25 protein-coding genes, 1 tRNA gene and 1 riboswitch are annotated in these 22,153 nt (G+C 72.6%); of the genes, 10 read left to right on the top strand and 16 right to left on the bottom strand.

The annotated features are described in order from the left end of the window. Nucleotides 1-81: 81 nt before the first annotated feature. Together Ae505Ps2_RS08670 and Ae505Ps2_RS08665 are read left to right on the top strand one after the other, a co-directional pair. Nucleotides 82-1,137 (top strand): DUF418 domain-containing protein, encoded by a 1,056-nt coding sequence (locus Ae505Ps2_RS08670; RefSeq protein ID WP_212567619.1) that lies wholly within the window; start codon nucleotides 82-84, stop codon nucleotides 1,135-1,137. Between the two features lie 117 nt (nucleotides 1,138-1,254). Beyond that, on the top strand, nucleotides 1,255-2,268 hold the full coding sequence (locus tag Ae505Ps2_RS08665; RefSeq protein WP_075308896.1) for a YdcF family protein: 1,014 nt from the start codon (nucleotides 1,255-1,257) through the stop codon (nucleotides 2,266-2,268). Nucleotides 2,269-2,273: 5 nt separating this feature from the next. On the opposite strand, the gene Ae505Ps2_RS08660 is transcribed toward Ae505Ps2_RS08665, so the two are convergent. The 3 genes from Ae505Ps2_RS08660 to Ae505Ps2_RS08650 form a co-directional block, all read right to left on the bottom strand. Beyond that, nucleotides 2,274-2,909: a LysE family translocator gene (locus tag Ae505Ps2_RS08660; RefSeq protein WP_075308898.1), complete on the bottom strand. Its 636-nt coding sequence runs from the start codon at nucleotides 2,907-2,909 to the stop codon at nucleotides 2,274-2,276. 47 nt (nucleotides 2,910-2,956) lie between these two features. Next, nucleotides 2,957-3,337 carry a VOC family protein gene (locus tag Ae505Ps2_RS08655; RefSeq protein ID WP_075308900.1) on the bottom strand — a complete coding sequence of 127 codons (381 nt, stop codon included), beginning with the start codon at nucleotides 3,335-3,337 and terminating at the stop codon, nucleotides 2,957-2,959. Nucleotides 3,338-3,435: 98 nt separating this feature from the next. Then, a complete protein-coding gene (locus tag Ae505Ps2_RS08650) occupies nucleotides 3,436-3,693 on the bottom strand; it encodes a hypothetical protein (RefSeq protein ID WP_139318856.1) in 258 nt (85 codons plus the stop codon). A 72-nt stretch (nucleotides 3,694-3,765) separates the two neighbouring features. Next, a riboswitch (guanidine-III (ykkC-III) riboswitch) is annotated at nucleotides 3,766-3,831 on the top strand. Nucleotides 3,832-3,852: 21 nt separating this feature from the next. On the opposite strand from Ae505Ps2_RS08650, the gene Ae505Ps2_RS08645 reads away from it, so the two are divergent. Beyond that, entirely contained in the window at nucleotides 3,853-4,167 is a 315-nt protein-coding gene (locus Ae505Ps2_RS08645) for a multidrug efflux SMR transporter (RefSeq protein ID WP_075308904.1), read from the top strand. A 78-nt stretch (nucleotides 4,168-4,245) separates the two neighbouring features. On the opposite strand, the gene Ae505Ps2_RS08640 is transcribed toward Ae505Ps2_RS08645, so the two are convergent. The 10 genes from Ae505Ps2_RS08640 to Ae505Ps2_RS08595 all read right to left on the bottom strand — a co-directional run bounded on the left by Ae505Ps2_RS08640 (nucleotide 4,246) and on the right by Ae505Ps2_RS08595 (nucleotide 13,254). Beyond that, nucleotides 4,246-4,557, bottom strand: a complete 312-nt coding sequence (locus Ae505Ps2_RS08640) for a hypothetical protein (protein WP_139318857.1) — start codon at nucleotides 4,555-4,557, stop codon at nucleotides 4,246-4,248. 95 nt (nucleotides 4,558-4,652) lie between these two features. Then, nucleotides 4,653-5,123: a (2Fe-2S)-binding protein gene (locus Ae505Ps2_RS08635; RefSeq protein ID WP_020623427.1), complete on the bottom strand. Its 471-nt coding sequence runs from the start codon at nucleotides 5,121-5,123 to the stop codon at nucleotides 4,653-4,655. 10 nt (nucleotides 5,124-5,133) lie between these two features. Further along, nucleotides 5,134-7,485, bottom strand: a complete 2,352-nt coding sequence (locus Ae505Ps2_RS08630) for a molybdopterin cofactor-binding domain-containing protein (protein WP_075553548.1) — start codon at nucleotides 7,483-7,485, stop codon at nucleotides 5,134-5,136. Nucleotides 7,486-7,869: 384 nt separating this feature from the next. After that, nucleotides 7,870-8,340 carry a (2Fe-2S)-binding protein gene (locus tag Ae505Ps2_RS08625; RefSeq protein ID WP_075553547.1) on the bottom strand — a complete coding sequence of 157 codons (471 nt, stop codon included), beginning with the start codon at nucleotides 8,338-8,340 and terminating at the stop codon, nucleotides 7,870-7,872. 10 nt (nucleotides 8,341-8,350) lie between these two features. Continuing rightward, complete coding sequence (locus tag Ae505Ps2_RS08620; protein WP_075308908.1) at nucleotides 8,351-10,675, bottom strand: molybdopterin cofactor-binding domain-containing protein; 2,325 nt, start codon at nucleotides 10,673-10,675, stop codon at nucleotides 8,351-8,353. A 253-nt stretch (nucleotides 10,676-10,928) separates the two neighbouring features. Further along, nucleotides 10,929-11,297 (bottom strand): hypothetical protein, encoded by a 369-nt coding sequence (locus Ae505Ps2_RS08615; protein WP_020626252.1) that lies wholly within the window; start codon nucleotides 11,295-11,297, stop codon nucleotides 10,929-10,931. A 112-nt stretch (nucleotides 11,298-11,409) separates the two neighbouring features. Beyond that, nucleotides 11,410-12,033, bottom strand: coding sequence for a maleylpyruvate isomerase family mycothiol-dependent enzyme (locus tag Ae505Ps2_RS08610; protein ID WP_075308910.1), 624 nt, complete (start codon nucleotides 12,031-12,033; stop codon nucleotides 11,410-11,412). A 122-nt stretch (nucleotides 12,034-12,155) separates the two neighbouring features. Continuing rightward, nucleotides 12,156-12,243: transfer RNA gene (locus Ae505Ps2_RS08605), tRNA-Ser, on the bottom strand. 21 nt (nucleotides 12,244-12,264) lie between these two features. Continuing rightward, a complete protein-coding gene (locus Ae505Ps2_RS08600; RefSeq protein ID WP_075308912.1) occupies nucleotides 12,265-12,738 on the bottom strand; it encodes a nucleoside deaminase in 474 nt (157 codons plus the stop codon). Then, nucleotides 12,739-13,254: a tRNA adenosine deaminase-associated protein gene (locus tag Ae505Ps2_RS08595; RefSeq protein WP_170917021.1), complete on the bottom strand. Its 516-nt coding sequence runs from the start codon at nucleotides 13,252-13,254 to the stop codon at nucleotides 12,739-12,741. A 109-nt stretch (nucleotides 13,255-13,363) separates the two neighbouring features. On the opposite strand from Ae505Ps2_RS08595, the gene Ae505Ps2_RS08590 reads away from it, so the two are divergent. After that, nucleotides 13,364-14,575, top strand: a complete 1,212-nt coding sequence (locus Ae505Ps2_RS08590; protein ID WP_075308914.1) for a M20 family metallopeptidase — start codon at nucleotides 13,364-13,366, stop codon at nucleotides 14,573-14,575. Between the two features lie 54 nt (nucleotides 14,576-14,629). Here Ae505Ps2_RS08590 and Ae505Ps2_RS31845 read toward each other — a convergent pair whose 3' ends face one another. Then, complete coding sequence (locus Ae505Ps2_RS31845) at nucleotides 14,630-14,776, bottom strand: hypothetical protein (RefSeq protein WP_020626980.1); 147 nt, start codon at nucleotides 14,774-14,776, stop codon at nucleotides 14,630-14,632. A gap of 379 nt (nucleotides 14,777-15,155) precedes the next feature. On the opposite strand from Ae505Ps2_RS31845, the gene Ae505Ps2_RS08585 reads away from it, so the two are divergent. The 4 genes from Ae505Ps2_RS08585 to Ae505Ps2_RS08570 all read left to right on the top strand — a co-directional run bounded on the left by Ae505Ps2_RS08585 (nucleotide 15,156) and on the right by Ae505Ps2_RS08570 (nucleotide 19,494). After that, the gene (locus Ae505Ps2_RS08585) at nucleotides 15,156-16,502 is read left to right on the top strand and encodes an MFS transporter (protein WP_084786499.1); all 1,347 of its coding nucleotides are present in this window, start codon (nucleotides 15,156-15,158) and stop codon (nucleotides 16,500-16,502) included. Nucleotides 16,503-16,558: 56 nt separating this feature from the next. After that, nucleotides 16,559-17,857, top strand: coding sequence for an amidase (locus Ae505Ps2_RS08580; protein WP_083695483.1), 1,299 nt, complete (start codon nucleotides 16,559-16,561; stop codon nucleotides 17,855-17,857). Beyond that, on the top strand, nucleotides 17,854-18,417 hold the full coding sequence (locus Ae505Ps2_RS08575; protein ID WP_020624092.1) for a hypothetical protein: 564 nt from the start codon (nucleotides 17,854-17,856) through the stop codon (nucleotides 18,415-18,417). The genes Ae505Ps2_RS08580 and Ae505Ps2_RS08575 overlap by 4 nt, the downstream gene beginning before the upstream one ends. A 132-nt stretch (nucleotides 18,418-18,549) precedes the next feature. Then, a complete protein-coding gene (locus tag Ae505Ps2_RS08570; protein ID WP_075308920.1) occupies nucleotides 18,550-19,494 on the top strand; it encodes a prephenate dehydrogenase in 945 nt (314 codons plus the stop codon). Here Ae505Ps2_RS08570 and Ae505Ps2_RS08565 read toward each other — a convergent pair. Both Ae505Ps2_RS08565 and ligD read right to left on the bottom strand, forming a co-directional pair. Continuing rightward, nucleotides 19,491-20,072, bottom strand: a complete 582-nt coding sequence (locus Ae505Ps2_RS08565) for a putative glycolipid-binding domain-containing protein (RefSeq protein WP_075554203.1) — start codon at nucleotides 20,070-20,072, stop codon at nucleotides 19,491-19,493. The two genes, Ae505Ps2_RS08570 and Ae505Ps2_RS08565, sit on opposite strands and share 4 nt — an antisense overlap. Nucleotides 20,073-20,168: 96 nt before the next feature. After that, nucleotides 20,169-21,083, bottom strand: coding sequence for a non-homologous end-joining DNA ligase (ligD, locus tag Ae505Ps2_RS08560; protein WP_083695481.1), 915 nt, complete (start codon nucleotides 21,081-21,083; stop codon nucleotides 20,169-20,171). A 52-nt stretch (nucleotides 21,084-21,135) separates the two neighbouring features. Here ligD and Ae505Ps2_RS33245 point away from each other — a divergent pair, with 52 nt between their 5' ends. Next, nucleotides 21,136-21,714, top strand: coding sequence for a Ku protein (locus tag Ae505Ps2_RS33245; RefSeq protein ID WP_249265238.1), 579 nt, complete (start codon nucleotides 21,136-21,138; stop codon nucleotides 21,712-21,714). A 2-nt stretch (nucleotides 21,715-21,716) separates the two neighbouring features. Further along, the gene (locus tag Ae505Ps2_RS33240) at nucleotides 21,717-22,148 is read left to right on the top strand and encodes a hypothetical protein (RefSeq protein WP_249265237.1); all 432 of its coding nucleotides are present in this window, start codon (nucleotides 21,717-21,719) and stop codon (nucleotides 22,146-22,148) included. Nucleotides 22,149-22,153 lie beyond the last annotated feature (5 nt).

Below are 22,153 nucleotides of genomic sequence, written 5' to 3'. Positions count from 1 at the left end.
CGGCCGAAAGGACGATTCCCCGCGGGCGGAACCGGTCTCCGGGCCGATCCGCCCGCGTCGCGCGGTCGCCATGCTGGACGGGTGCACCGACCAGACCTGAGCGCCCCAGCACCCCCGACCTCGACCGACCGGGTCGAGGCCCTCGACGCCCTCCGCGGGCTGGCCCTGTGCGGAATCCTCCCCGTCAACATGATCGCGATCGCCGGGCTGCCGTCCCTTCCGGGCTCCTGGCAGGGCGCGTTGCCCCAGTGGCTCGAGGTCACGGCGCACCAACGCTTCTTCCCGCTGTTCTCGTTCCTGTTCGGACTCAGCACCGCCCTGATCCTGGACGGAGCGGCCGGGCGGACCGCCCGGCCGTGGCTCGTGCTGCTGCGCCGGCTGCTCGCGCTCGGTGTGCTGGGCGCCGCACACCAGCTCCTGCAGCCCGGTGAGGCACTGCTCCCGTACGCGATCGTCGGCCTCGTCGTGCTCCTCCCGGCCTCCTGGCTGCCGCGGCCGGTGATCGCGCTCGGCGGAGCCGTCGCGATCGGCGTGGCGCTCACGTTCACCAGCGGTGGGTTGCTACTCATCCCCGGCCTGTTCCTGCTCGGCCTCGCCGCCGCCCGCTACGGCCTGCACCGCCAGATCGCGGCACCGAACCGGGCCGCGTGGACGGCTGTGCTGGCCGGGGCCGTCGTCGCTGCGGTGCCGTTGCTGAGCATCCAGGTCGACACGATCGAGAACAGCGGCTTCGACCAGGTGTCCTCGACCGCCGGGCTCGTCATGGCCGTCGGCTACGCGAGCGCCCTCGTCCTGCTGACGGCGTCCCCGGTCGGGCCGTGGGTCTCCTCCGTCCTCGCCCCGCTCGGGCGGCTCGCGCTGACGAACTACCTCTCGGCGACACTGCTGGTCCTGCTGCTGACCATGGTCCCGGCGTTCTCCGGCCCGGGCGGCTACCGCGTCCTGCTGCCGTTCGCCGCGGCGATCCTGGTGGTCCAGGTGGTCGCGAGCCGCTGGTGGCTGCGGCGCTTCCGGTACGGGCCGGTGGAGTGGGTGCTGCGCAGCATCTCCTGGTGGACCCCGGTACGGATGACACAGGCCGACGGCGGCCACCCGGACGCGCGGAGCTCCCTCCAGTCGGACGGCCGGGCGTCATGATCGGATGAGCCACGGCTCGGGTGCAGAGCCGTCGCGACGAGGAGGACCGGTGACCGGCGAGGAGCACGTGCGGAGAACGGACCGCCCGTCCGACGGGATGCGGCTGGGGGTGGCCCGGTGACGGTCGCCGGTGTCCTGTTCACCCTGGCCGCGCTGTCGGCGACGTTGTGCGTGGTCGGGGTGCTCGTCGAGCGACGACGGTTCCGCAACGCGCTGCTCGGCGGGACGGCGACGGTCCTGCTCCTGATGGCGGTGTTCGCCCAGCTCCTCCGGCTCGACATCGGCGTCATCGAGCCCGTGACGGTGGTGGTCGCGGCGCTGCTGATCGTGGGCGTGCTCGTGCTGACGGGCTTCCTGCTCGTCAACGGCGTCGTGATGATGCGGCGGGAGGGGCGGCGGCCGGCGAACCTGTTGTCCCTGCTCGCGGGGCTCGCCTGCCTCGCGGTCGTCGTCCTCGTCCCGATCATGGTGCGCGTCGAGAACCGGTTCCTGACGGCGCTGACCTTCGCGGCGCTGCTGCTCGCGGCCTACCTCGGGTTCCTGCTGTGCAGCCTGCTGGCCTACGCCTTCGTCTACGGGCGGCTGGGGGTCCGCCCGGGCGTCGACTTCGTCGTCGTGCTCGGGTCGGGGCTCATCCGCGGTGCGGTGCCGCCGCTGCTCGCCGCCCGTCTGGACCGCGGGGCCGCCCTGTGGGACCAGGAGCGGGAGCGGGGCGGGAACCCGATGCTGGTGACCTCCGGTGGCCGCGGTCCCGACGAGCCGGTCGCCGAGGCCGTCGCGATGGCCGACTACCTGGTCGCCCGCGGCGTGCCGTCGGAGAAGATCCTGCGGGAGGACCGGTCGAGGACGACGCAGGAGAACCTCGAGTTCAGCCGGGCGCTCATGACCGAACGGCTGCCCGACCATCGCTGCGTCATCGTCACCAACGACTTCCATGCGTTCCGGGCCGCGCTCACCGCCCGCCGGGTCGGGGTGAACGGCCAGGTCGTCGGCGCGCCGACCGCCCGCTACTACCGGCCCAGCGCCACCCTGCGCGAGTTCGTCGCGATCCTGGCCGAGCACCCGGTCCTGAACGCCGCGATCTGTCTCGCGCTGGTCGTGCTCGGGGTCGTGGTCGGCCTCGGCCGGTAGCCGCCCTACTGCGACGACCCCGTCGCCGCCACCCCGACGCCGAGACCGATCATCGCGAGCCCACCGGCACCGCCCACCGCCGCGATCCGCCTCGGCGACGACGCGAACCAGTCCCTGGCCGATCCCGCGGCGAGGGCCCACACGCTGTCGAGCACCAGGCCGATGGCGACGAAGAGCGCCCCCAGCAGCAGGATCTGCGTGCCGACCGGCCCACGCACGTCGACGAACTGGGGCAGGAACGCGACGAAGAAGACGACGGACTTCGGGTTCAGCACACCCACCACCAGGCCGTCGACGACGCTGCGGGCCGCGCCGATGCGCCGGCCCTCAGCGGAGCGATGCATCGCGCGGACGACGTCGTGCCGGTGCCGGAACGCCGCGATCCCCAGGTACACGAGGTAGGCGGCCCCCACCAGCTTGAGGACGGTGAACGCGGCAGCGGACTGTGCGACGAGCTGCCCGAGGCCGACGGCCACCGCGACCACCTGCAGGAAGACACCGACGGCGTTGCCGAGGACCGTCGCGAGCGCGGCGGACCGGCCGGCCGCGAGCGCACGACCGACGGTGAACACGACGCTGGGTCCGGGGATGGCGATGACGACCGCCGCGGCGGCGGCGAAGGCGAGCAGTCGATGGTCCACGACGAGAGCCTCCGCCGACCGGCCACCGACGTCGACCCCTTTCCCGATCAGGCTCCCGACGACGCGGGCCCGCCCCCGCCGTCGACGACGCAGAACCGGTTGCCCTCCGGATCCTGCATGATCACGTAGTCGGCGTCGGCGGGCCGGTGGCGCCACGGGACCTCCTGTGCGCCGAGTGCGACCAGGCGCCTGACCTCGGCCTGCTGGTCCTCGGCGTACAGGTCCAGGTGGATGCGCGGCGGCAGGACCCGCTCGGACGGCGCGACGTCGAGCGACACGTTCGGGCCGGGGCGGCCGTCGCGGGGGCGCAGGAGCGCGAAGTCGTCGTCGACGGGGGTGCGCAGCTCGTAGTCCAGGGCCGCGGTCCAGAACCGGATCTGCTCCGCCAGATCGTCGACCCGGATGACGACCGATCCCACGACCAGCATGCCGGCGACCGTAGGCCACAGCGGGCTCCCGGGCAGGATGGCGCGGTGGGTCCGCTCCTGGTGGCCGTGTCGGCCCGTCCTCCCCGACGCCCCGGCGGTCAGCGCAGACGGGCGATCAGCCGGAAGACCCACCACAGCAACGCCGTCACCCCACAGAGGAGACCGACGCCCAACAGCACCGAGCCCAGGATCGGCCACGTGAGGTCCGGACCGGGCGGATCGGGGGCCCCGGGCGGGAGGTAGTACACGTAGGGCTGGGCGTCCGGATCGGGAAGAGCGTACTGGAGCCACGGAGGCAGCATGATCATCCCGCCGGTGAACAGACACAACCCTGCGACGACGGCGAGCAGACGCACCCGGCGAGCGTAGGTCCCGGTCCGACCGGTCACCATCGCTCGACCCGGGCGCGGCGCTCCGCCATCCTGGTACCGGACCGCCCCCCGGCGGCTCCCCGGACGAGACGCGCCGTACCCGGAACGCCAAGACGACGCATCCCCTCCGGAAGGGAGCTCGTCATGGCATGGATCTACCTCGTGGTCTCCGGTGTGCTGGAGACGGTGTGGGCCGCGGCGCTGTCGCAGAGCCGCGGGTTCAGCAGGCTCGGCGCGTCGCTGCTGTTCGCGGGCGCGCTGGCTCTGAGCATGACCGGGCTGGCCCTGGCGTTGCGCGACCTGCCCGTCGGCACCGCGTACGCCGTGTGGGTCGGCATCGGCGCGGTCGGCACCGCGCTCTACGGCATGGCGGCCCTCGGCGAGCCGGCGACGACGGCGCGGCTGCTGTGCCTGCTCGCGATCGTCGCGGGTGTGGTGGGGCTGAAGGTCCTGCACTGACGGGCCTGCACCGACCCGGGAACGACGGCGGGGCCGGCACCCCGTGAGGAGTACCGGCCCCGCCGCCGTGGGAGCCCCTTACTCGAAGGGTCCGTCCTTCAGCAGCCCACCGGCCGGCCCCTCGACGAAGCGGGGGTCGGCCTGCGGGATCTCGGTGTCGGTGCCGTTGACGCCGTCGGGCCGGTTGCTCGACGAGACGGCGTCGGCCGAGTCGAAGAAGCCGTAACCGAGGGTGTCGGTGGTCTCCAGCACCGCGTCCAGGCCCTGGGTCGGGCTCTGCGTGCTGGGGTAGCCGTGCTCGGCGTCGGTGTCCGTGTCGGCCGAGGCGATCCCGGCCAGCGGGAAGGCCACCGCGGCGAGCGCGCCGACGGCGATGAGGGAGCGTCGCATCCGGTTCTGCATCGAATCCGTCCTTCGGTGTGGGGAGCTGGCCGTTCACACTAACGGCCTAGAGTGGTGCGGCGTAGGCACTCGCCGCGGCGGCGTCACATGTTGTCGGCGCCGGCCTTGATCGCCTTCCGGATGCGGTTGTAGGTCCCGCACCGGCAGATGTTGCGGATGTCGTCGAGCGCCTCGTCGTCGATCGAGCGCCCCTCGGCCGAGCAGCGCTTGACCAGGTCGATCGCCGCCATGATCTGGCCGGGCTGGCAGTACCCGCACTGGGCGACGTCGTGGTCGATCCAGGCCTGCTGCATCGGGTGCAGCTTCTCGCCGTCGGCGATCCCCTCGATCGTGGTGATCTCGTCGGACTCCGAGATCGCCCCGACCGGGACCGAGCACGGGTTGAAGGCCTTGCCGTTGATGTGGCTCGTACAGGCCTTGCAGACGTTGATCCCGCAGCCGTACTTCGGCCCGGTCACGCCCAGCAGGTCCCGCAGGACCCAGAGGACCCGGACGTCGTCCTCGACGTCGACGGTGACCTTCTCGCCGTTGACCGTGAAGGTGTGGGAAGGCATGTCAGTCTCCTCAGCGGGCGAAGGCGAGGCCGTTGGTCGGCGACGGCGGCACGGGCGGGATCGTCGGGTAGGGCTCGAACGGCAGCGGCTCGTTGTGCAGGATCGGGAACTGCGTCGGCACCGTGCCGGTGGCGCGCGCGTAGGCGCAGGCGATCGCGCCGCAGGTCGCGGCGACGCCGAACTCGCCGGCACCGCCGGGCTCGGGGGCCTCCGAGTCCTCGATGAGCACGATGTTCATCTCGGGCGGGGTGTTCCACTGCCGGGTGTAGAAGTAGTTGTCCCAGCTCGCCTCGACGAAGTGCCCGTCGACCAGGTGCAGGCCCGCGGTCAGCGTCATCGCGATGCCGTCGTTGATGCCGCCCATCATCTGGGCCTCGAAGCCACGCGGGTTGATGATCAGTCCGCCGTCGACGACATAGGTCACCTTGGTGACACGCGGGCCGGTGCGGGCCGAACGGATCTTCCGGTCGACGGTCTCCGGCCGGCAGTCGAGCTCGACGACCGCGCAGGCGACGCCCTTGTACTCGACGTGCATCGCGATGCCCTGGGCCGTGCCCTTCGGCATCGACTTGCCCCAGTCCGCCTCCTTCGCGGCCCGGTCGACGACGTTCTTCCAGCGGGTGAGCTTCGTGTAGGCCGACCGGAACTCGTACGGGTCCTTGCCCATCTTCGCCGCGACCTGGTCGATCATCAGCTCGCGTGCCGTCGCCGTGTCCGGCGAGTAGATGTTGCGCATGGAGCAGGTGTTGAAGCGCATGTCGACCTCGTTGAGCAGCGAGGTCGCGACGCCCACGTTGTACGGGTTGGTCTGCGTCGTGAGGTAGATGCTCTCCGAGACGGTCAGGTTGCCGCCGGGCGCCTTGTTCGCCGCCGCGGTGATCGCCTCGGACAGGCCCGGGTTGATCTCCGTCGCGACGCTCGTGTGCCGGATCTCGAAGCTGCTGACCGCGTCCCCGCTGACCTGGGCGCGCACCCGGCAGGTGGCCATCGGGTGGGTCCGTCCCTGACGGGAGTCGTCGGCGCGGGTCCAGATGAGCTTGACCGGCTTGCCGAACGCCTTCGAGCACTCGGCGGCCTCCTCCAGACCGTCGAAGAACAGCCGGCGGCCGAACGAGCCACCGCCCTCGGTGACGTGCACCGTCACCGCGTTCTGGGCGATCCCGAGCTTCTTGGCGATCTCGGCCTGCGCGGCGATCGGGGACTTCGACGGCCCCCAGATCTCGGCGGAGCCGTCACGGACGTCGGCGATCGCGCAATTGGTCTCCAGCGCGGAGTTGCTGCGGAAGTAGAAGGTGAAGTCGCCCTCGACGGTCTCACCGAGCGCCTGCGGGACGGCCAGCGGCAGCTCGCCACGGCGCAGCGCCGCCAGCACCGACTCGTCGTTCTCGCCCTCGACGGTTCCGCCGTCCCAGTCGACGTCGAGTGCGTTGACCGCGTCGACGGCCTGGCCGAAGGTCTTCGCCCGCACGGCGACACCGCTCGGGACCTGCTCGACGTCGGTGACGCCGGGCATGCGGCGGACCTCGTCGATGTTGTTGACGCCGAGCGGAGCCGAGTTGAGGTTCGGCCCGCGGCAGATGACGGTCGGGAGGGCGTCGGGGATCTGCAGGTCGGCGAGGAACTTCTTCTTGCCGGTGACGATCGCACGCGCGTCGGACTTGGTCCGGGGGGTGCCGATGACGGTGAACTCCTCGCGGTCCTTGAGGACCACGTCGACCGCCTCGTTCACCGAGCTGGAGGCCAGCTCGGTCAGCTCCCCGAAGGGCAGCTCCTCGCCGTTGGCGCCGGTGATCAGCCCCTGCCGGCTGCGCAGCACGTTGACGTCCTGGCGGAGCTCGTTCGCGGCCGCGTCGAGCAGCCGCTTCTGCGCGAGCGCCGCCGCGACCCGGATCGGGGTGTAGGTGGAGAACGTCGTCGTCGAGCCGCCGGTGAGCTGGTTGAACACCAGCTCCGGGCGGGCGTCGGCCAGGGTCACGATCACCTGGTCCGGGTCCAGGTTCATCTCCTCGGCGATGATCATCTGCGTCGAGGTGATGATGCCCTGGCCGTTGTCCGACCGGGGCAGGGCGAACGAGACGGTGCCGGCGCGGTTGACCTCGATGCGGATGAGGTTCGCGGTCGGGCGCGCGGAGTCACGGATGAGGTCGAGCAGGTCGTAGAGCTCGGCGGGCAGGGGCGGCGACGGGATCGCGGCCGCGTTGGCCTGCGGAACACCGGGGAGCCAGGTCTGGCGTCCGATCTCGGCGGCGACGACCAGCGTGGGGGCGGCGACGAGATAGCCGAGGAACCGCCGGCGGCTGACGTTCTTGCGGTTGTCTCCGGACGCCGGGCGCTCGGGGGCGGTGGCGCTATGAGCGGGCATCGTTGTCCTCTCCGACTGTGCTGCGGTGCACGACCCGGCGGCGACGTCCGGTGCGGGGAGCGGGGACGTCCGCGGGCATTCGGGCGATCAACGACGTGCCTGATTCGACGGTTACGCGTCGGCACGCGCGCCAGATGTCGTGCGAACTCCGCGGGCCGGACTGTTGGACATCCGTTGTTTCGCAGGTCAACGACTTGGCGTTCAGGGTCCCCTTACCCGCAGATGCGGATGACTCGCCGTCACAAAGACCGCAGGATGCGGCTACTCCAGCGAAGGCGATGCCACTCGTCCGAGTGATTCAGTCGACGCCGACCGAACCGAAGGCCGCTGTCTCCCGAAGTGACCGCGCCCGCCGCCCGGACTCCGTGCGGCGGGCGCGTGCCCTCACATGCCGTCGGCGCCGGCCTTGATCGCCTCACGGATACGGCGGTAGGTCCCGCACCGGCAGATGTTGCGGATCCCGTCGAGCGCCTCGTCGTCGATCGAACGGCCCTCCGCCGAACAGCGCTTCACCAGGTCGATCGCCGCCATGATCTGGCCGGGCTGGCAGTACCCGCACTGCGCCACGTCCTTGTCGATCCAGGCCTGCTGCATCGGGTGCAGTTCGTCGCCCGTGGCCAGACCTTCGATCGTGGTGATCTCGTCCGACTCCGACAGCGCGCCCACCGGTACCGAGCACGGGTTGAACGCCTTGCCGTTGATGTGGCTCGTACAGGCCTTGCAGACGTTGATGCCACAGCCGTACTTCGGCCCGGTCACCCCCAGCAGGTCCCGCAGGACCCAGAGCACCCGGACGTCGTCCTCGACGTCGACGGTGACCTTCTCACCGTTGACCGTGAAGGTGTGAGAACCCATGTCAACCTCCTCAGCGGGCGAAGTCGAGGCCGTTGGTCGGCGACGGCGGGATCGGTGGGACGGTCGGATACGGCTCGAACGGCAGCGGCTCGTTGTGCAGGATCGGGAAGTGGTCCGGCACCCGGCCCGTGGCCCTGGCGTAGGCGTTCGCGATCGCCCCGCAGGTCGGGGCGACGCCGAACTCCCCGGCCCCGCCGGGCTCCGGCCGACCGTTGTCGACGAGGTGGACCTGCAGGTCGAGCGGGGTGTTCCACTGCCGGGTGTAGAAGTAGTTGTCCCAGCTCGCCTCGACGAAGTGCCCGTCGACCAGGTGCAGGCCCGCGGTCAGCGTCATCGCGATCGCGTCGTTGATCCCACCCATGATCTGGGCCTTGAAGCCGAGCGGGTTGATGACCAGGCCACCGTCGACGGCGAAGACAGCCTTGGTCACGCGCGGACCGGTCCGCGCCTGGCGGACCTTCCGGTCGACGGTCTGCGGGCGGCAGTCGATCTCGACCAGGCAGGCGGCGAACCCCTTGTACTCGACGTGGAACCCGATGCCCTGCGCCGTGCCGTCGGGCATCGACCGGCCCCAGTCGCCCTCCTCCGCGACCTTGTCGAGCACCGCGCGCATGGCGTCGTTGCGGAGGAACTCGCGGCGGAACTCGTAGGAGTCCTTGCCCATCTTCTCGGCGATGCGGTCGACGATCAGGTCGCGGGCGGTGCAGACGTCGGGCGAGTACACATTGCGCATCGAGCCGGTGTTGAACCGCATGTCGACCTCGTTGAGCAGCCGGGTCTGGACACCGAAGTCGTACGGCGTGGCCTGGGTCAGCTCCCAGATCGCCTCCGCGACCGAGACCTGCCCCAGCGGGGCCTTCGCGGCGGCCGCGGTGACGGCGTCGCCGAAGCCGTGCCCGAAGTCGCAGGCGACGCCGGTGTGGCGCTGCTCGAAGCTGACGACGGACTCCCCCGAGACGACCGCCCGGATCCGGGAGGTGGCCATCGGGTGCACCCTGCCCTGGCGGGAGTCGTCGGCGCGCGACCAGATCAGCTTGACCGGCTTGCCGAGCTTCTGCGAGATCTCGGCGGCCTCCTTGGCCGCGTCGCCGAAGAGACGACGACCGAACGAGCCGCCGCCCGGGACGATGTGGATGGTGACCGCGTTGACCGGCAGCCCGAGCTGCTCGGCGATGTCGTGCTGCACGGTGATCGGGATCTTCAGCGAGGTCCAGATCTCGCATCTGCCGTCCCGGACATCGGCGATCGCGGTGTTGGTCTCCAGGGCCGAGCTGCTGCGGAAGTAGAAGGTGAAGTCGCCCTCGACGGTCTCCCCCGGCACCGACGGGACCGCCAGCGGCAGCTCGGCCGCCCGCACCTTCTGCAGCACGGACTCGTCGCTCTCGCCCTCGACGGTGCCGGCGTCCCACCGCACGCGCAGCGCGTTCACCCCGTCGACGGCCTGGCCGTAGGTGTGCGCGCGCACGGCGACGCCGGTGGCGCAGTCGACGACGTCGGTGACGCCCGGCATGGAGCGGACCTCGTCGGCGTTCGCGACCGACAGCGGGGCGCAGTTCAGGCCGGGGCCGCGGCAGATCACCGTCGGTAGCGCGTCGGGGATCTTCAGGTCGGCGATGAACTGCTTGCGCCCGGTGACGATGTCGCGGGCCTGGGCGTTGCGCCGGTCGGTCCCGATGACCGTGAACTCCTCGCGCGGCTTGAGCACGACCTCGACCGAGCGGGTGGCGTCGACGGCCGCGGCCTCGGTGAGCTCGCCGAACGGGATCGCGCTGCCCCCGGCGCCGGTGACGAGCCCGGCACGGCTGGTGAGCGTGTTCGCGTCCTGCTGGAGGAGGGCGGCGGCCGCGTCCAGCAGCCTGCCCTTGGCGATCGCCGCGGCGACCCGGATCGGGGTGTAGGTCGAGAACGTCGTGCTGGAGCCGCCGGTGAGCTGGTTGAACACCAGCTCGGGGCGCGAGTCGGCCAGGGTGACCCTGACCTGGTCCGGGTCGAGGTCCATCTCCTCCGCGATGATCATCGCGGTCGAGGTGATGATCCCCTGCCCGTTGTCCGACCGCGGCAGCTCGAACGACACGGTGCCGTCCCGGTTCACCTCCACCCGGACCAGCGCCGAGGTCGGGCGGGACGAGTCTCGGATGGCATCGAGCAGGTCGTAGGCGTCGGCGACCTGGGGCGGCGACGGGATCGCCGCGGCCGAGGCCCCCGGCGGGGCGAACAGCTGCTGGCGGCCGACCTCGGCCGCGACGACCAGTGTGGGGGCGGCGACCAGGTAGCCGAGGAACCGGCGACGACTGACGTCGCGGCGTTCGGCGCGTGCACGAGTCGGGGCAGACATCGTTGTCCTCTCCTTCGCTCCGTGGCCCGGGAGGGGAGCGGCCGACGGAGTCCGTTGGAGAGCGGAACGAGGGTGGCCGTGGTCGTGATGCGGACGACGATGTGACCCACGCGACTCGACGAAACCCGCACATCGCCGCCCCTGGGTGCACCTACCTCCGCATACGCGGCAGCGATGTGTCTCACAAGTCCGAATCAGGAGGTTGCGTGACGGATATTCCGTTCACCTGTTCGAGCGAGCATCACTACCAACTTCAGTGGGTAGGCCGAGCGGCGCGCAGCAGCCGGACGAAGGTCCAGGGCAGCACGACCAGCGCACCCAGGACACCGACGATCCCGGCGACGATGATCGCCCAGTGCCCGGCGCCCGGCTCCGAGGGCACCGCGAGGCCTACGGCCAGCACCAGCGCCGGCACGGCGACGATCCCCGGCCACACCAGGGTGCCGAGCCACTTCTCCCCGACCGTCCAGGAGCGACCGGTCCACAGCATCACGACGCCGGCAAGCCAGCCGACGACGGGCAGTACGAAACCACCCAGCATCAGCATCAGGACGGTGAGAACGGGGTAGGCGTCCGGGTCACCGGGGCGGGTGGGTTCCGGGGTGGTGGTCATCGTGGTCATCTCCAGCTCCTCGTGTGGGGGTGTGTACCCACTGTCGCGGCGGAGAGCGGTCGGCCACATCGGAGCCGGGAATGATCCGCGGCCTCGGACCACGGTCGGAGGTGGGCGGAGATCACTCCGCCCGCGCGAGCACGGCCGCGCCGGGCCCCACGAGCTCCCCCGGCCGGACCGGCCTCCCCGAGACCGCGAGGAGCAGGGCCAGCGCCGTCCCGGTCACCTCCGTGCCGGACCCGATCACGAGGTCGGCGTCGGTCGCCCGCAGACAGAGGCCGGAGACGGTCTCGCGGGCGCCCCCGAACGACACCGACGTGCGGGCCTGCACCTGCACGGCACCGGCGTCGGCGGCGGGTCCGTAGGGCCGGACGATCCCCAGCGGACGTCGGATGTCCTCGCCGTGCACCACCATCTCGACCCAGCGGGTCGCCAGCGGGGCCGGCGGCGTGGCGGTCAGCGGCAAGCAGGCCGCGAACCGCCGCAGGGTCTCCTCGGGAGTGGCGCCGCGCTCGCGCGCGACACCGGCCGCGTTCTGCCGGTCGAAGTCCATGCGGGCGCGCAGCATGCCGAGGACGAACCGGGTCCGGGTGGTCCGGGCGGTGTCGACGAGGTGCGCGAGCACGTCGTGGACGGTCCATCCGGGACAGAGCGACGGCGTGTCCCACCGGTCGTCGGGGAGGTCCCGGAGGTCGGCGAGCAGCGCGGCGCGCTCGGCGTGGACGAGCTTCCAGACATCGGTCACGGTGGGGCCTCCCGGGTGGTGAGCGGATCGTCGACCACCACAGGGACCGCCCGGCCCTCGGGAACTCATCGCGCCAACGACAGAGGGCCGGACCCCCGACCCGGGGATCCGGCCCTCTGACCTGGCGGTAGCGGTGGGATTTGAACCCACGGAGGCGTGAACCTCACGCGCTTTCGAGGCGCGCTCCTTCGGCCGCTCGGACACGCTACCGCCGACAAGGTTACTCCAGGCTCAGTCACGGTCGACGGACGGGGTCCGACCGAAGAACTCGCGCAGCAGGGCGGCTGCTTCACCTGCACGGACCCCGCCGACGACCTCGGGCCGGTGCGCGAGCCGACGGTCGCGCAGCACGTCCCACAGCGAGCCGGCGGCGCCGGTCTTCGGCTCCCACGCCCCGAACACGACGCGCTCGACCCGGGCCAGCCCGATCGCGCCGGCGCACATCGTGCACGGCTCGACGGTCACGGCGAGGGTCGTCCCGGTCAGCCGCCACTCCCCCACGACGGCGGCGGCGGCACGCAGGGCGAGCACCTCGGCGTGCGCGGTCGGGTCGCCGGTGGCCTCGCGGGCGTTGCAGGCCGCGGCGAGCTCGGTGCCGTCGGCGGCGAGCACGACCGCGCCGATCGGGATGTCCCCGGTCGCCGCGGCGCCGCGTGCGACGTCGAGGGCGCGGCCCAGCGCGAGCCGGTCGGCCGAGCGGAACACTCAGGAGCCGACGAGCTCGTCCAGCGCAGCCGCGAACCCGCACCGGCGGGCGATGGTGTCCAGCTGCTCGTCGGGGTAGAGCTCGAGGTCGGAGACGAGGATCTCCAGCTCGTCGGCGGGCAGACCGAGGTCGGCCACGATGCCCAGGTCACCCTCGGGCCAGGCGTCGTCGAGGGCGTCGTCGTCCGGCGAGAGCTCGACGCGGAGCAGGTCGAGCACGTCGGCGGCGATGTCGTAGTCCAGCGCGGCGACGGCGTCGGAGATCAGCAGCCGCACCCCGCCCGCGGACGGGCGGATCAGGACGAAGAACTCGTCGTCGACGTCGAGCAGGCCGAGCACCGCGCCGGTGGAACGCTGCGCGCGCAGCGCGGCGATCGCCGCGTCGAGATCCACGAGCGCCTCGGAGCCCAGCCGGACACAGCGCCAACGACCCTCCTCCCGGATCGCGGCGACCGCGAATCCGGGCAGGGCGGCGCCACGGGTGTCCGGGGCTGCCTCAACGCTCTGTGTGGGCACGCGTCAACGGTACGTCGCTCCGGGCTTGTGAGTCACGCCACGACCAGGTACGCGTGGTCACACCGGGCCTGCGGGCGCCGGACGGGCTCCGGTCAGCGACGATCGGTCCATGCCCATCACGCCCGCCTCGGTCGCGGGGCTCCCCGGCGGCCTGCTCGAGGCCGCCCGCGTCCTGCAGCCGCGGACGGTGGCGCTGCGGCGCGAGCTGCACCGCGCCCCGGAGCTCGGACTGCACCTTCCCCGTACCCGGGACGCGGTGCTGCGCGCCCTCGACGGGCTGCCGTTGCGGATCCGCACGGGCGGCTCGTGCACGTCGGTGACCGCGGTCCTCGACGGCGACCGTCCCGGACCGACGGTGCTCCTGCGGGGTGACATGGACGCGCTGCCGCTGCCCGAGGACACCGGGCTGGACTTCGCCTCGGGCACCGACGGCGTCATGCACGCCTGCGGGCACGACACCCACACCGCGATGCTCGCCTCGGCCGCGCGGCTGCTCGCGGACCGGCGGGACCGCATCGCCGGCCGGGTGGTGTTCATGTTCCAGCCGGGCGAGGAGGGGTTCCACGGCGCCCAGCACATGATCGACGAGGGAGTGCTCGACGAGGACCCCGAGCTGGCCTACGCCCTGCACATCTCCTCGACCGTGCCGACGGGGCAGCTCCACCACCGGCCGGGCCCCATCATGGCGGCCGCGGACGTGCTCCGGGTCCGGGTGACCGGCCGCGGCGGGCACGCCTCGGCCCCGCAGGACGCCTGCGACCCGGTCCCCGCCGCCGCGGCGATGGTCGGGGGCCTGCAGACCCTGCTGACCCGCCGGGTCGGGCCGCAGGAGTCAGCGGTGCTCACCGTGTCCCGGATCGAGGCGGGCACCACCGACAACGTGATCCCGGAGACCGCGCTGCTGACCGGGACGCTGCGGACGTTGTCGGAGCCGGTGCGCGCGCTGCTGCACCAGGCGGTCATCGAGCACTGCCGGCACACCGCGCTGGCCTACGGCTGCACGGCCGAGGTGGAGATCGTCCCGGGCTACCCGGTCACCCGCAACGACGACCGGGCGACCGCCGGGCTGGTGCGCGTCGCGGAGAAGGTGCTCGGCCGCGGCGCCTGCGTCGCCATGCCGGATCCGCTGATGGGCGCGGAGGACTTCTCCTACGTGCTGGACCGGGTGCCGGGCTCGCTGGCCTTCCTGGGGGCACGGCCGCCGTCGGTCGATCCCGCCCTCGCCCCGCCGAACCATTCGAACCGGGTGGTGTTCGACGAGGCGGCGTTCCCGGCCGGGGTCGCCGTGTACGCCGGTCTCGCCCTGGCCGCGACGGGCTGAACACGCGACGGCGCCGCGCCCCCGGAAGGAGCGCGGCGCCGTCGGGGCGGTCGCTCAGGCGGTCTCGTCGGCCGAGCCGGCGGAGACGCGGCCGTAGCCCTTCCAGTTGCGCTGGGCGTAGGCGGCCAGCGCGGAGGTGACCGCCAGGCCCACCCCCGTGCTCGCGATGATCGACAGGAAAACGGCGCTCGACACAGCCATGACGGCTCCTCCTCACACGGGCACGCGCCGGGTCCGGTGACCGGGTCCGGATGACCCGGGCGGAGTCGCGACGCTTGCGAGTCCCACGGGCGCCATCTGCGCCCGTCGACCACGGTCCCACGTCGAAAAAGCGCTGTCCCGCCTGCGGAAGCACCGATTCGGATGACTCCGCTCACAGCCACGACGACGCCCCATCCGGCAATGGACGCGGCGCCTCGTTAACGTCGAGGAGAATTGTTCAAGCAATCGGACAGAACGCCACGGACCGACAGTTCTACGACGAAAGCGTCACCGTGGCGTGCCCAGTCGCCAGGGGGAACGAGTGGACGACACAGCAGACGGGGCGGTCGACGGCGTCACCGTCACCGACCCCGCGACCATGCGCCGCGCGGTTGCTGCGGCCGCGGTCGGCAATATCACCGAATGGTTCGACTTCGGTGTCTACGGCTATCTCGCCACGACCATCGAGGCCGAGTTCTTCCCGCCCGGGCCGCTGTCCCAGGTGGCGGTGTTCGCGACCTTCGCGGTCGCCTTCTTCTTCCGCCCGCTCGGCGGACTGTTCTTCGGCCCGCTGGGCGACCGCATCGGCCGGACCAAGGTCCTGTCGATCACGGTCATCCTGATGGCGCTGGGCACGTTCCTGATCGGCCTCATCCCGTCCTACGCCTCGATCGGGCTGGCCGCGCCGATCCTGCTCGGCGCCGCCCGTGTCCTGCAGGGCTTCTCCACCGGCGGTGAGTACGCCGGTGCCATGACCTTCATCGCCGAGTACGCGCCCGACCGTCGTCGCGGGTACTTCGGCAGCTTCCTCGAGCTCGGCACGTTCGTCGGCTACGCCCTCGGCGCCACCATCGCCTCGGTGCTGCCGCTGCTGCTCAGCCCGGAGAACATGTCCAGCTGGGGCTGGCGGATCCCGTTCTTCGTCGCGCTGCCGCTGGGCATCGTCGGGGTGTACCTGCGGGTCAGGCTGGAGGAGACCCCGGCGTTCCAGACCATGCTCTCGGAGTCCGAGGAGCGCGAGGGCACCCAGGTGAAGGACGGCCTCAAGCTGATCTTCACGAGGTACCTGCCGACCTTCGTCATGGTCGGCGGCGTCGTCGTCGCCTGGAACGTCACGAACTACATGCTCACCAGCTACATGCCGACCTACCTGGAGACCACGGTCGACCAGCACGGCGGCACCTCGATCGACTCCACGACGTCGTCGTGGCTGCAGATCGTCGTGCTGTGGCTGGCGGTGTTCGTGATCCCGCTGCTCGGGAGGCTCTCCGACCGGATCGGGCGCAAACCGATCATGTGGACCGGAGCCGGCGGGCTGATCGTGCTCGGCATCCCGATGATCCTGCTGATGCAGAACGGCTCGATCCCCTCGGTGTTCCTCGGGCTGCTGCTCATGGGCCTGCTGCTGATCTGCTTCTCCGCCACCAGCCCCTCGACCCTGCCGGCGCTGTTCCCGACCCAGATCCGCTACGGCGGTCTGTCGATCGCGTTCAACATCTTCGTGTCCGCGTTCGCCGGGACCGTGTCGCTGGTGATGTCCGCGGTCGTCCTCGCCACCGGGGACCTGCTGTGGCCGGGCTACTACCTGATGGCCGCCGGGGTGATCGGGGTCGTCACGCTGCTGTTCCTGCCCGAGACGGCGCGGCGCCCGCTGCGCGACGGGCAGCCGTCGGCGTCGTCGCCGGAGGAGGCCCGCGAGATCGCCAGGGAGCTGGCCGCGCGCTGATCACCGGTTGCTGATCACCGGTTGTCGGAGGCGGGGAGCGACGGCAGGCTGAACGCGTGCTGCCGCTCCCCGACCTGTTGCGGGCCCTCGACTCCGGGGAGCTCTCGCCCTCCGAGCACGTCGACGACGTGCTGTCCCGGCTGCAGTCCGACACCACCGGCAGCGTCGTCGCCCTCGACGCCGACCGGGCCCGGGAACGCGCCGCCGAGCTGACCGCGCTGTCCGCCGCGGGCCGACGGCTGGGGCCGCTGCACGGCGTCGCCGTCGGGATCAAGGACCTCGTCGACGTCGCCGGGCTGCCGACCCGGTGCGGCTCGCGGCTGCTGGCCGACGCCGGGCCCGCGGCCGCCGACGCGCCGGTGGTGACGATGCTGCGGGCCGCCGGAGCCGTGGTCGTCGCGAAGCTCCACACCCACGAGTTCGCCTACGGCCCCACCGGCGACGTCGCGGCCACGGGCCCGGCCCGCAACCCGCACGACCCGTCCCGGATCACCGGCGGCTCGTCCTCCGGGCCCGCCGCGGCCGTCGCCGCCGGGCACCTCGCGCTGACCGTCGGGACCGACACCGGGGCGAGCGTGCGGACCCCGGCCGCGCTGTGCGGCGTCGCCGGGCTGAAGCCGCGGCGCGGGGCCATCCCGGGCGAGCGGGTGTTCCCGCTCGCCGAGTCGTTCGACACGGTCGGGCTGCTGGCCGCCGACGCCGCCTCGCTCGCCGTCGCCCGCACCGCGCTCGGGGAGCCCGGCGCGTCAGCCGCGGCGGTGCTGCCCCGGATCGGCGTCGCCGGCGACGACTGGTGGCGCCCGCACGACCCGGTGATCGCCGACGCCGTCCGCGCCGCCGCCGACGCGCTCACCGCGCTCGGCGCACCCGTCGCTGCCCAGGACACCCCCGGCGTCGCCGAGCTCGCCGCCACCTACCCCGTGATCACCGGCGCGGAGGCCTACGCGACGCACCGGCACTGGTTCACCGAGCGCCGCGACGAGTACCAGCCCGCGACCGCCGCCCGGCTCGCCCCGCACGCCGAGGTGCCCACGCACGTCTACGTCGACGCCCGGCGCGAGCGCCGCCGGATCGGGCGCGCCCTGCTCGACCGGCTCGGGGCCTCCTGCGACGTGCTGCTCTGCCCCACCACCCGGCTGCGGGCCACCCCGATCGGCGCGACCGAGCACGACGGGGTGCCGGTGCTGCCGTCGATGCTGCAGCTGACCTCGCCGTTCAACCTGCTCGACCGGCCCGTCGTCGCGCTGCCGGTGCCGGTGCCGGGGCTGCCGGCCGGGGTGCAGCTGGTGGGGATCACCGTCGGCGAGGACGTGCTGCTGGGGCTGGCGCGGGCGCTGGAGGGGGCTCTGCGGTGATCCTGCCGGTGGCCGTGGCCCGCGGAGTGGCCGAGGGCGACGTCGATCGTGTCTACCGCCGGTGGGCGCGCTCCCGGATTGTCGCCGGCTCGACGCTGCGGACCGCGGCCGGGGTCGTCGAGGTCGTCGCCGTGGAGGAGGTGGACCCGGCCGCCATCACCGACGACGACGCCCGCGCCGCCGGTGAGCAGTCGGCCGACCGGGTGCGCCGCGCGTTCCGCGGGGCTCCCTCGGACCCGGTGTTCCGCATCCGGCTGCGCTTCGCCGGGACCGACCCGCGGGAGTCGCTGCGAGAGGCGACCGGGGACCTCGACGACGTCGTCGCGACCCTGGACCGGATGGACCGCCGGTCGCGGCGCGGGCCCTGGACCCGGCCCACGCTGCGGCTGGTCGCCGAGCTGCCCGGGGTCCGGGCCGCCGAGCTCGCGGAGCGGGCCGGACGGGACACCCTCGCCTTCAAGCGCGACGTCCGCGCGCTCAAGGAGCTGGGCCTGACCGAGAGCCTGGAGACCGGCTACCGGCTGTCCCCCCGCGGGGCCGCGCTGCTCGCCCGTCGATGATCGCCGACTGTGGAGCGTGCAGCGCAGGTCCCTCGCCCCGGCACTCCCCACACGGTGATCACCGGGCCGGGAGGTGCGAGAGGGTGGAGTCCGCGCGGGGCCGGGAACGGGTGGTCTCTACCCTCGTGACGCATGCGAGCGGTGTGCGTGCTGGGGACCGGACTGATCGGTGGGTCGCTAATGCGGGCCGCGGCCCGCGCCGGGCGTGAGGTCTGGGGCACGGCCGCGTCCGAGCCGACCGCGGCCGCCGCCGTCGCCGACGGGTTCGACGTCACCACCGACACCGACGCCGCGCTGGCCCGGGCCGCCGAGGCCGACGCGCTGGTCGTCGTGTGCGTCCCGCTGACCGCGCTGGAGACGGTGCTGCGCCGGGTCGACGCGGTCGCCCCCACCTGCCGGCTCACCGACGCGGTCAGCGTGAAGGTGCCCGTCGCGGACGCGGTCGCCCAGTTCGCGCCGCGCACCCGGTTCGTGGGCGGGCACCCGATGGCCGGCACGGCCGAGTCCGGCTGGTCCGCCGGGTCCGCGGAGCTGTTCACCGACGCCGCCTGGGTGGTCGCCGCCGACGACGGTCTCGACGTCGACGTGTGGCGCGACGTCGCCGAGCTGGCCTGGGACTGCGGGTCCCGGGTGGTGCCCGCGGCCGTCGACGAGCACGACGTCGCCGTCGCGCGGATCTCGCACCTGCCGCACCTGTTCGCCGCGGTGCTCGCCTCCGTCGGTGCCGGGGAGCAGGGTGACGATCTCGCCCTCGCCCTGTCCGCGAGCTCGTTCGCCGACGGCACCCGGGTCGCCGGGACCCGCCCCGAGCTGGTGCTGGCGATGTGCGAGGGCAACCGGGGCGCGCTGCTCGCCGCCGTCGACGACGCGCTGGGCCGGCTCGGCGCGATGCGCGGGGCGCTGGCCTCCACCGGCGGGCTGGCCGCGACCGTCCGCTCCGGGCACGAGGCGCGGATGCGGTGGGCCTCCACCCGCGAGCCGCTGGAGGTGCCGGTCGACCTCGACGCCCCGGACGTGTTCGCCGAGCTGCGCGAGCTCGGCCGCCGCGGCGACGTCGTCGAGCCGGTGAAGCGCTAGAGGCTCACCCGGGACGCGACGCCCGGGTAGTCCAGGACGAACCCGTCGTCGTCGACGGTCATGTCGGCGACGAACGACCCGGCGGCGAAGCGGACGACACCGGGTGTGCCGGGGGACCCGGCCGTCACGGTGCGGTAGGTCTGCTCGGTGTTCTCGACCGTCAGCGTCGGGAGGTCGACGAACACCATCGGCAGCACGTGCTCGGCGGGCTCGCGGTGCAGGGCGAGGCGCCGGAGCGGCAGCGCGTTGAACACCGGGCTGAAGGCCAGGTCGACGTCGCGGGCGCCGCCGAAGTGGCCGCGGCTGCCGACGGAGCCGTCGTCGACCAGCCAGACGCCGTCGGTGCTGCGCGAGAGCGTGAGCTGCTGCTCCCCCTCGGCGGTGGCGACGTCGACGGCGAGCCGTGACAGCGTCCCGTCACCCGCGACGACGAGCCGGTAGGACGCGGTGAGCACCCCGCCCTCCCCGCCACGGATGATCCGGCCGACGGCACGGAAGCCGCCGGCAGTGGTCGTGATGCGCGCCGACTCCGTGCCCGCGGCGCCGTCGGTCTCGGGGTCGGATCGCCAGGTCAGCATGACCGCCACGCAGGTCGCCTCCGGATCATCGATGTCGCCGCACACCGAACCACACCGCCGCCCGGACCATACGAACGGGTGATGATCGGATGCCCCTCAGCCCGGCTCCCGGCGCACGTCGACGGCCTCGACGTCGTCGCGGATCCCGCGGAACACCGGCTGCCGCAGCCGGCCCGCCGCCGTCCACCCGAGGTGGGCGACCTCGACGACGACCGTCGGGGAGCACCAGTGGGCGTCCGCGGCGTCGGGCCGGGGCGGGAGCTGCGCGAACGGCGACTCCGGCACCTCGGTCAGCCGGGCGGCGAGCAGGTCCTGCACCGCCGCCCCGGCCAGCCCGGACCCGACCCGGCCGGCGAACTCCAGACCGTCCGGGCCGGGGACACCGAGCAGCAGCGCCCCGACCCGACCGCCACCGCCGCCGCGCTCGGGCTTCCACCCGCCCACCACACAGGACTGCGACTGCCGGTGGGCGATCTTCACCCAGTCCGGGCTGCGCCGGCCCGGCCGGTACCGCGAGTCCTCCCGCTTGGCGACGACGCCCTCCAGCCCGCGCGACGCCGTCACCTCCAGCAGGGCGGCCCCGTCCGGGTAGAGCGGGGACGCCTCGACGTGCGGGGTGGCGGCGAGGTCGAGCCGCTCCAGGGTGGCCCGGCGCTCGGACAGCGGGCGGTCGAGCAGCGGCACCCCGTACAGGCGCAGCACGTCGAACACCATGAAGGTGACCGGACGCCCGCCCGCGGGACCGTGGATCCGGTGGGCCAGCGCGGCGAAGCTGGGGACACCGCCGTCGAGCAGCACCACCTCGCCGTCGAGGAGCACGTCCGGGGCGAGGTCCACCAGACCGGCGAGCTCGGGGAAGTTCGCGGTGACATCGCGGCCGGAACGGGTACGCAGACGCAGTGCTGGCTCGCCACCGCCATCGGTGACCTCGGCCAGCACGCGCATGCCGTCCCACTTGACCTCGAACGACCAACCGGTGCCGGTCGGGAGGGGTCCGGGGGTGGCGAGCATGGGCTGCACACCGTCATGCTGTCACCATCGACGGCACGCGAGGGGGGACCGCATGCGCGCGATCTGGAGCGGGGCCGTGTCCTTCGGGCTGGTCAGCGTCCCGATCAAGGTCTATTCGGCGACGACCAACCACGACGTCCGGTTCCACCAGGTCCACGGCGAGGACGGTGGCCGCATCCGCTACAAGCGGACCTGCGAGGTGTGCGGCGAGGAGGTCACCTACGCCGACATCGTGAAGGGCTTCGAGACCCCCGACGGCGAGCTGATCACCCTCGACGACGCCGACCTCGCGTCGCTGCCCGTGAAGACGGGGCACGAGATCGACGTGATCGAGTTCGTGCCGAACGACCAGATCGACCCGATGCTCTTCGACAAGAGCTACTACCTCGAACCGGAGACCAAGGCCGCCAAGCCCTACGCGCTGCTGCGCGAGGCGCTCGAGGAGACCGACCGCACCGCCGTGGTGAAGGTGGCGCTGCGCCAGCGCGAGACCCTCGCCCTGCTGCGGGTGCGCGGCAAGGCGATCGTGCTCCAGACCCTCATCTGGCAGGACGAGATCCGTGAGCCGGACTTCGACATCCTGGACAACGACGTCGACCTCAAGCCGCAGGAACCAAGCCGCAGGAACTGAAGATGGCCTCGTCGCTGGTCGAGAGCATGGGCGCGGACTTCGACCCGTCGGAGTTCCACGACGAGTACCGCGACGCGATGGCCGACCTGATCGAGGCGAAGAAGTCCGACGGCGAGGCCCGCCCGGCGCCCGCCGCGGAGGCCGCCGACGACGGCGGGGACTCGATGAGCGACCTGCTGTCCGCGCTGCAGGCCAGTGTGGACGCGGCACGGTCGACGAAGTCGGACTCCGGTTCCGGATCGGGTTCCGGGCCGGGTTCAGGATCGGGTTCCGGATCAACGGAGAAGAAGACCCCGGCCCGGCGGTCCTCCTCCCGGCCGAAGAAGACCGCGGACAAGGACACGGACACGAGCGGCGACGCCACCGGCACCGACGACGCGACGCCCGCGAAGTCGACCACCACGCGTCGGCGGTCGACGAAGAAGACCGCCTGACCGGC

This window comes from Pseudonocardia sp. Ae505_Ps2, from assembly GCF_001932425.1.
GTDB lineage: Bacteria > Actinomycetota > Actinomycetes > Mycobacteriales > Pseudonocardiaceae > Pseudonocardia.
The sequence above is the reverse complement of the archived record's forward strand: the minus strand, read 5'-3'. Positions and strand labels throughout refer to the sequence as shown.

Excerpts from the sequence above, each read along its gene's own strand:
- Ae505Ps2_RS08655 (WP_075308900.1), bottom strand. The coding sequence starts at position 3,337 with ATGCTGGTCGTGGGATCGGTCGTCATCCGGGTCGACGATCTGGCGGAG.
- Ae505Ps2_RS08645 (WP_075308904.1), top strand. The coding sequence starts at position 3,853 with ATGGCATGGATCTACCTCGTGGTCTCCGGTGTGCTGGAGACGGTGTGG.
- Ae505Ps2_RS08640 (WP_139318857.1), bottom strand. The coding sequence starts at position 4,557 with ATGCGACGCTCCCTCATCGCCGTCGGCGCGCTCGCCGCGGTGGCCTTC.
- Ae505Ps2_RS08635 (WP_020623427.1), bottom strand. The coding sequence starts at position 5,123 with ATGCCTTCCCACACCTTCACGGTCAACGGCGAGAAGGTCACCGTCGAC.
- Ae505Ps2_RS08630 (WP_075553548.1), bottom strand. The coding sequence starts at position 7,485 with ATGCCCGCTCATAGCGCCACCGCCCCCGAGCGCCCGGCGTCCGGAGAC.
- Ae505Ps2_RS08625 (WP_075553547.1), bottom strand. The coding sequence starts at position 8,340 with ATGGGTTCTCACACCTTCACGGTCAACGGTGAGAAGGTCACCGTCGAC.
- Ae505Ps2_RS08620 (WP_075308908.1), bottom strand. The coding sequence starts at position 10,675 with ATGTCTGCCCCGACTCGTGCACGCGCCGAACGCCGCGACGTCAGTCGT.
- Ae505Ps2_RS08615 (WP_020626252.1), bottom strand. The coding sequence starts at position 11,297 with ATGACCACGATGACCACCACCCCGGAACCCACCCGCCCCGGTGACCCG.
- Ae505Ps2_RS08590 (WP_075308914.1), top strand. The coding sequence starts at position 13,364 with ATGCCCATCACGCCCGCCTCGGTCGCGGGGCTCCCCGGCGGCCTGCTC.
- Ae505Ps2_RS31845 (WP_020626980.1), bottom strand. The coding sequence starts at position 14,776 with ATGGCTGTGTCGAGCGCCGTTTTCCTGTCGATCATCGCGAGCACGGGG.
- Ae505Ps2_RS08585 (WP_084786499.1), top strand. The coding sequence starts at position 15,156 with ATGCGCCGCGCGGTTGCTGCGGCCGCGGTCGGCAATATCACCGAATGG.
- Ae505Ps2_RS08570 (WP_075308920.1), top strand. The coding sequence starts at position 18,550 with ATGCGAGCGGTGTGCGTGCTGGGGACCGGACTGATCGGTGGGTCGCTA.
- Ae505Ps2_RS08565 (WP_075554203.1), bottom strand. The coding sequence starts at position 20,072 with ATGCTGACCTGGCGATCCGACCCCGAGACCGACGGCGCCGCGGGCACG.
- ligD (WP_083695481.1), bottom strand. The coding sequence starts at position 21,083 with ATGCTCGCCACCCCCGGACCCCTCCCGACCGGCACCGGTTGGTCGTTC.
- Ae505Ps2_RS33245 (WP_249265238.1), top strand. The coding sequence starts at position 21,136 with ATGCGCGCGATCTGGAGCGGGGCCGTGTCCTTCGGGCTGGTCAGCGTC.
- Ae505Ps2_RS33240 (WP_249265237.1), top strand. The coding sequence starts at position 21,717 with ATGGCCTCGTCGCTGGTCGAGAGCATGGGCGCGGACTTCGACCCGTCG.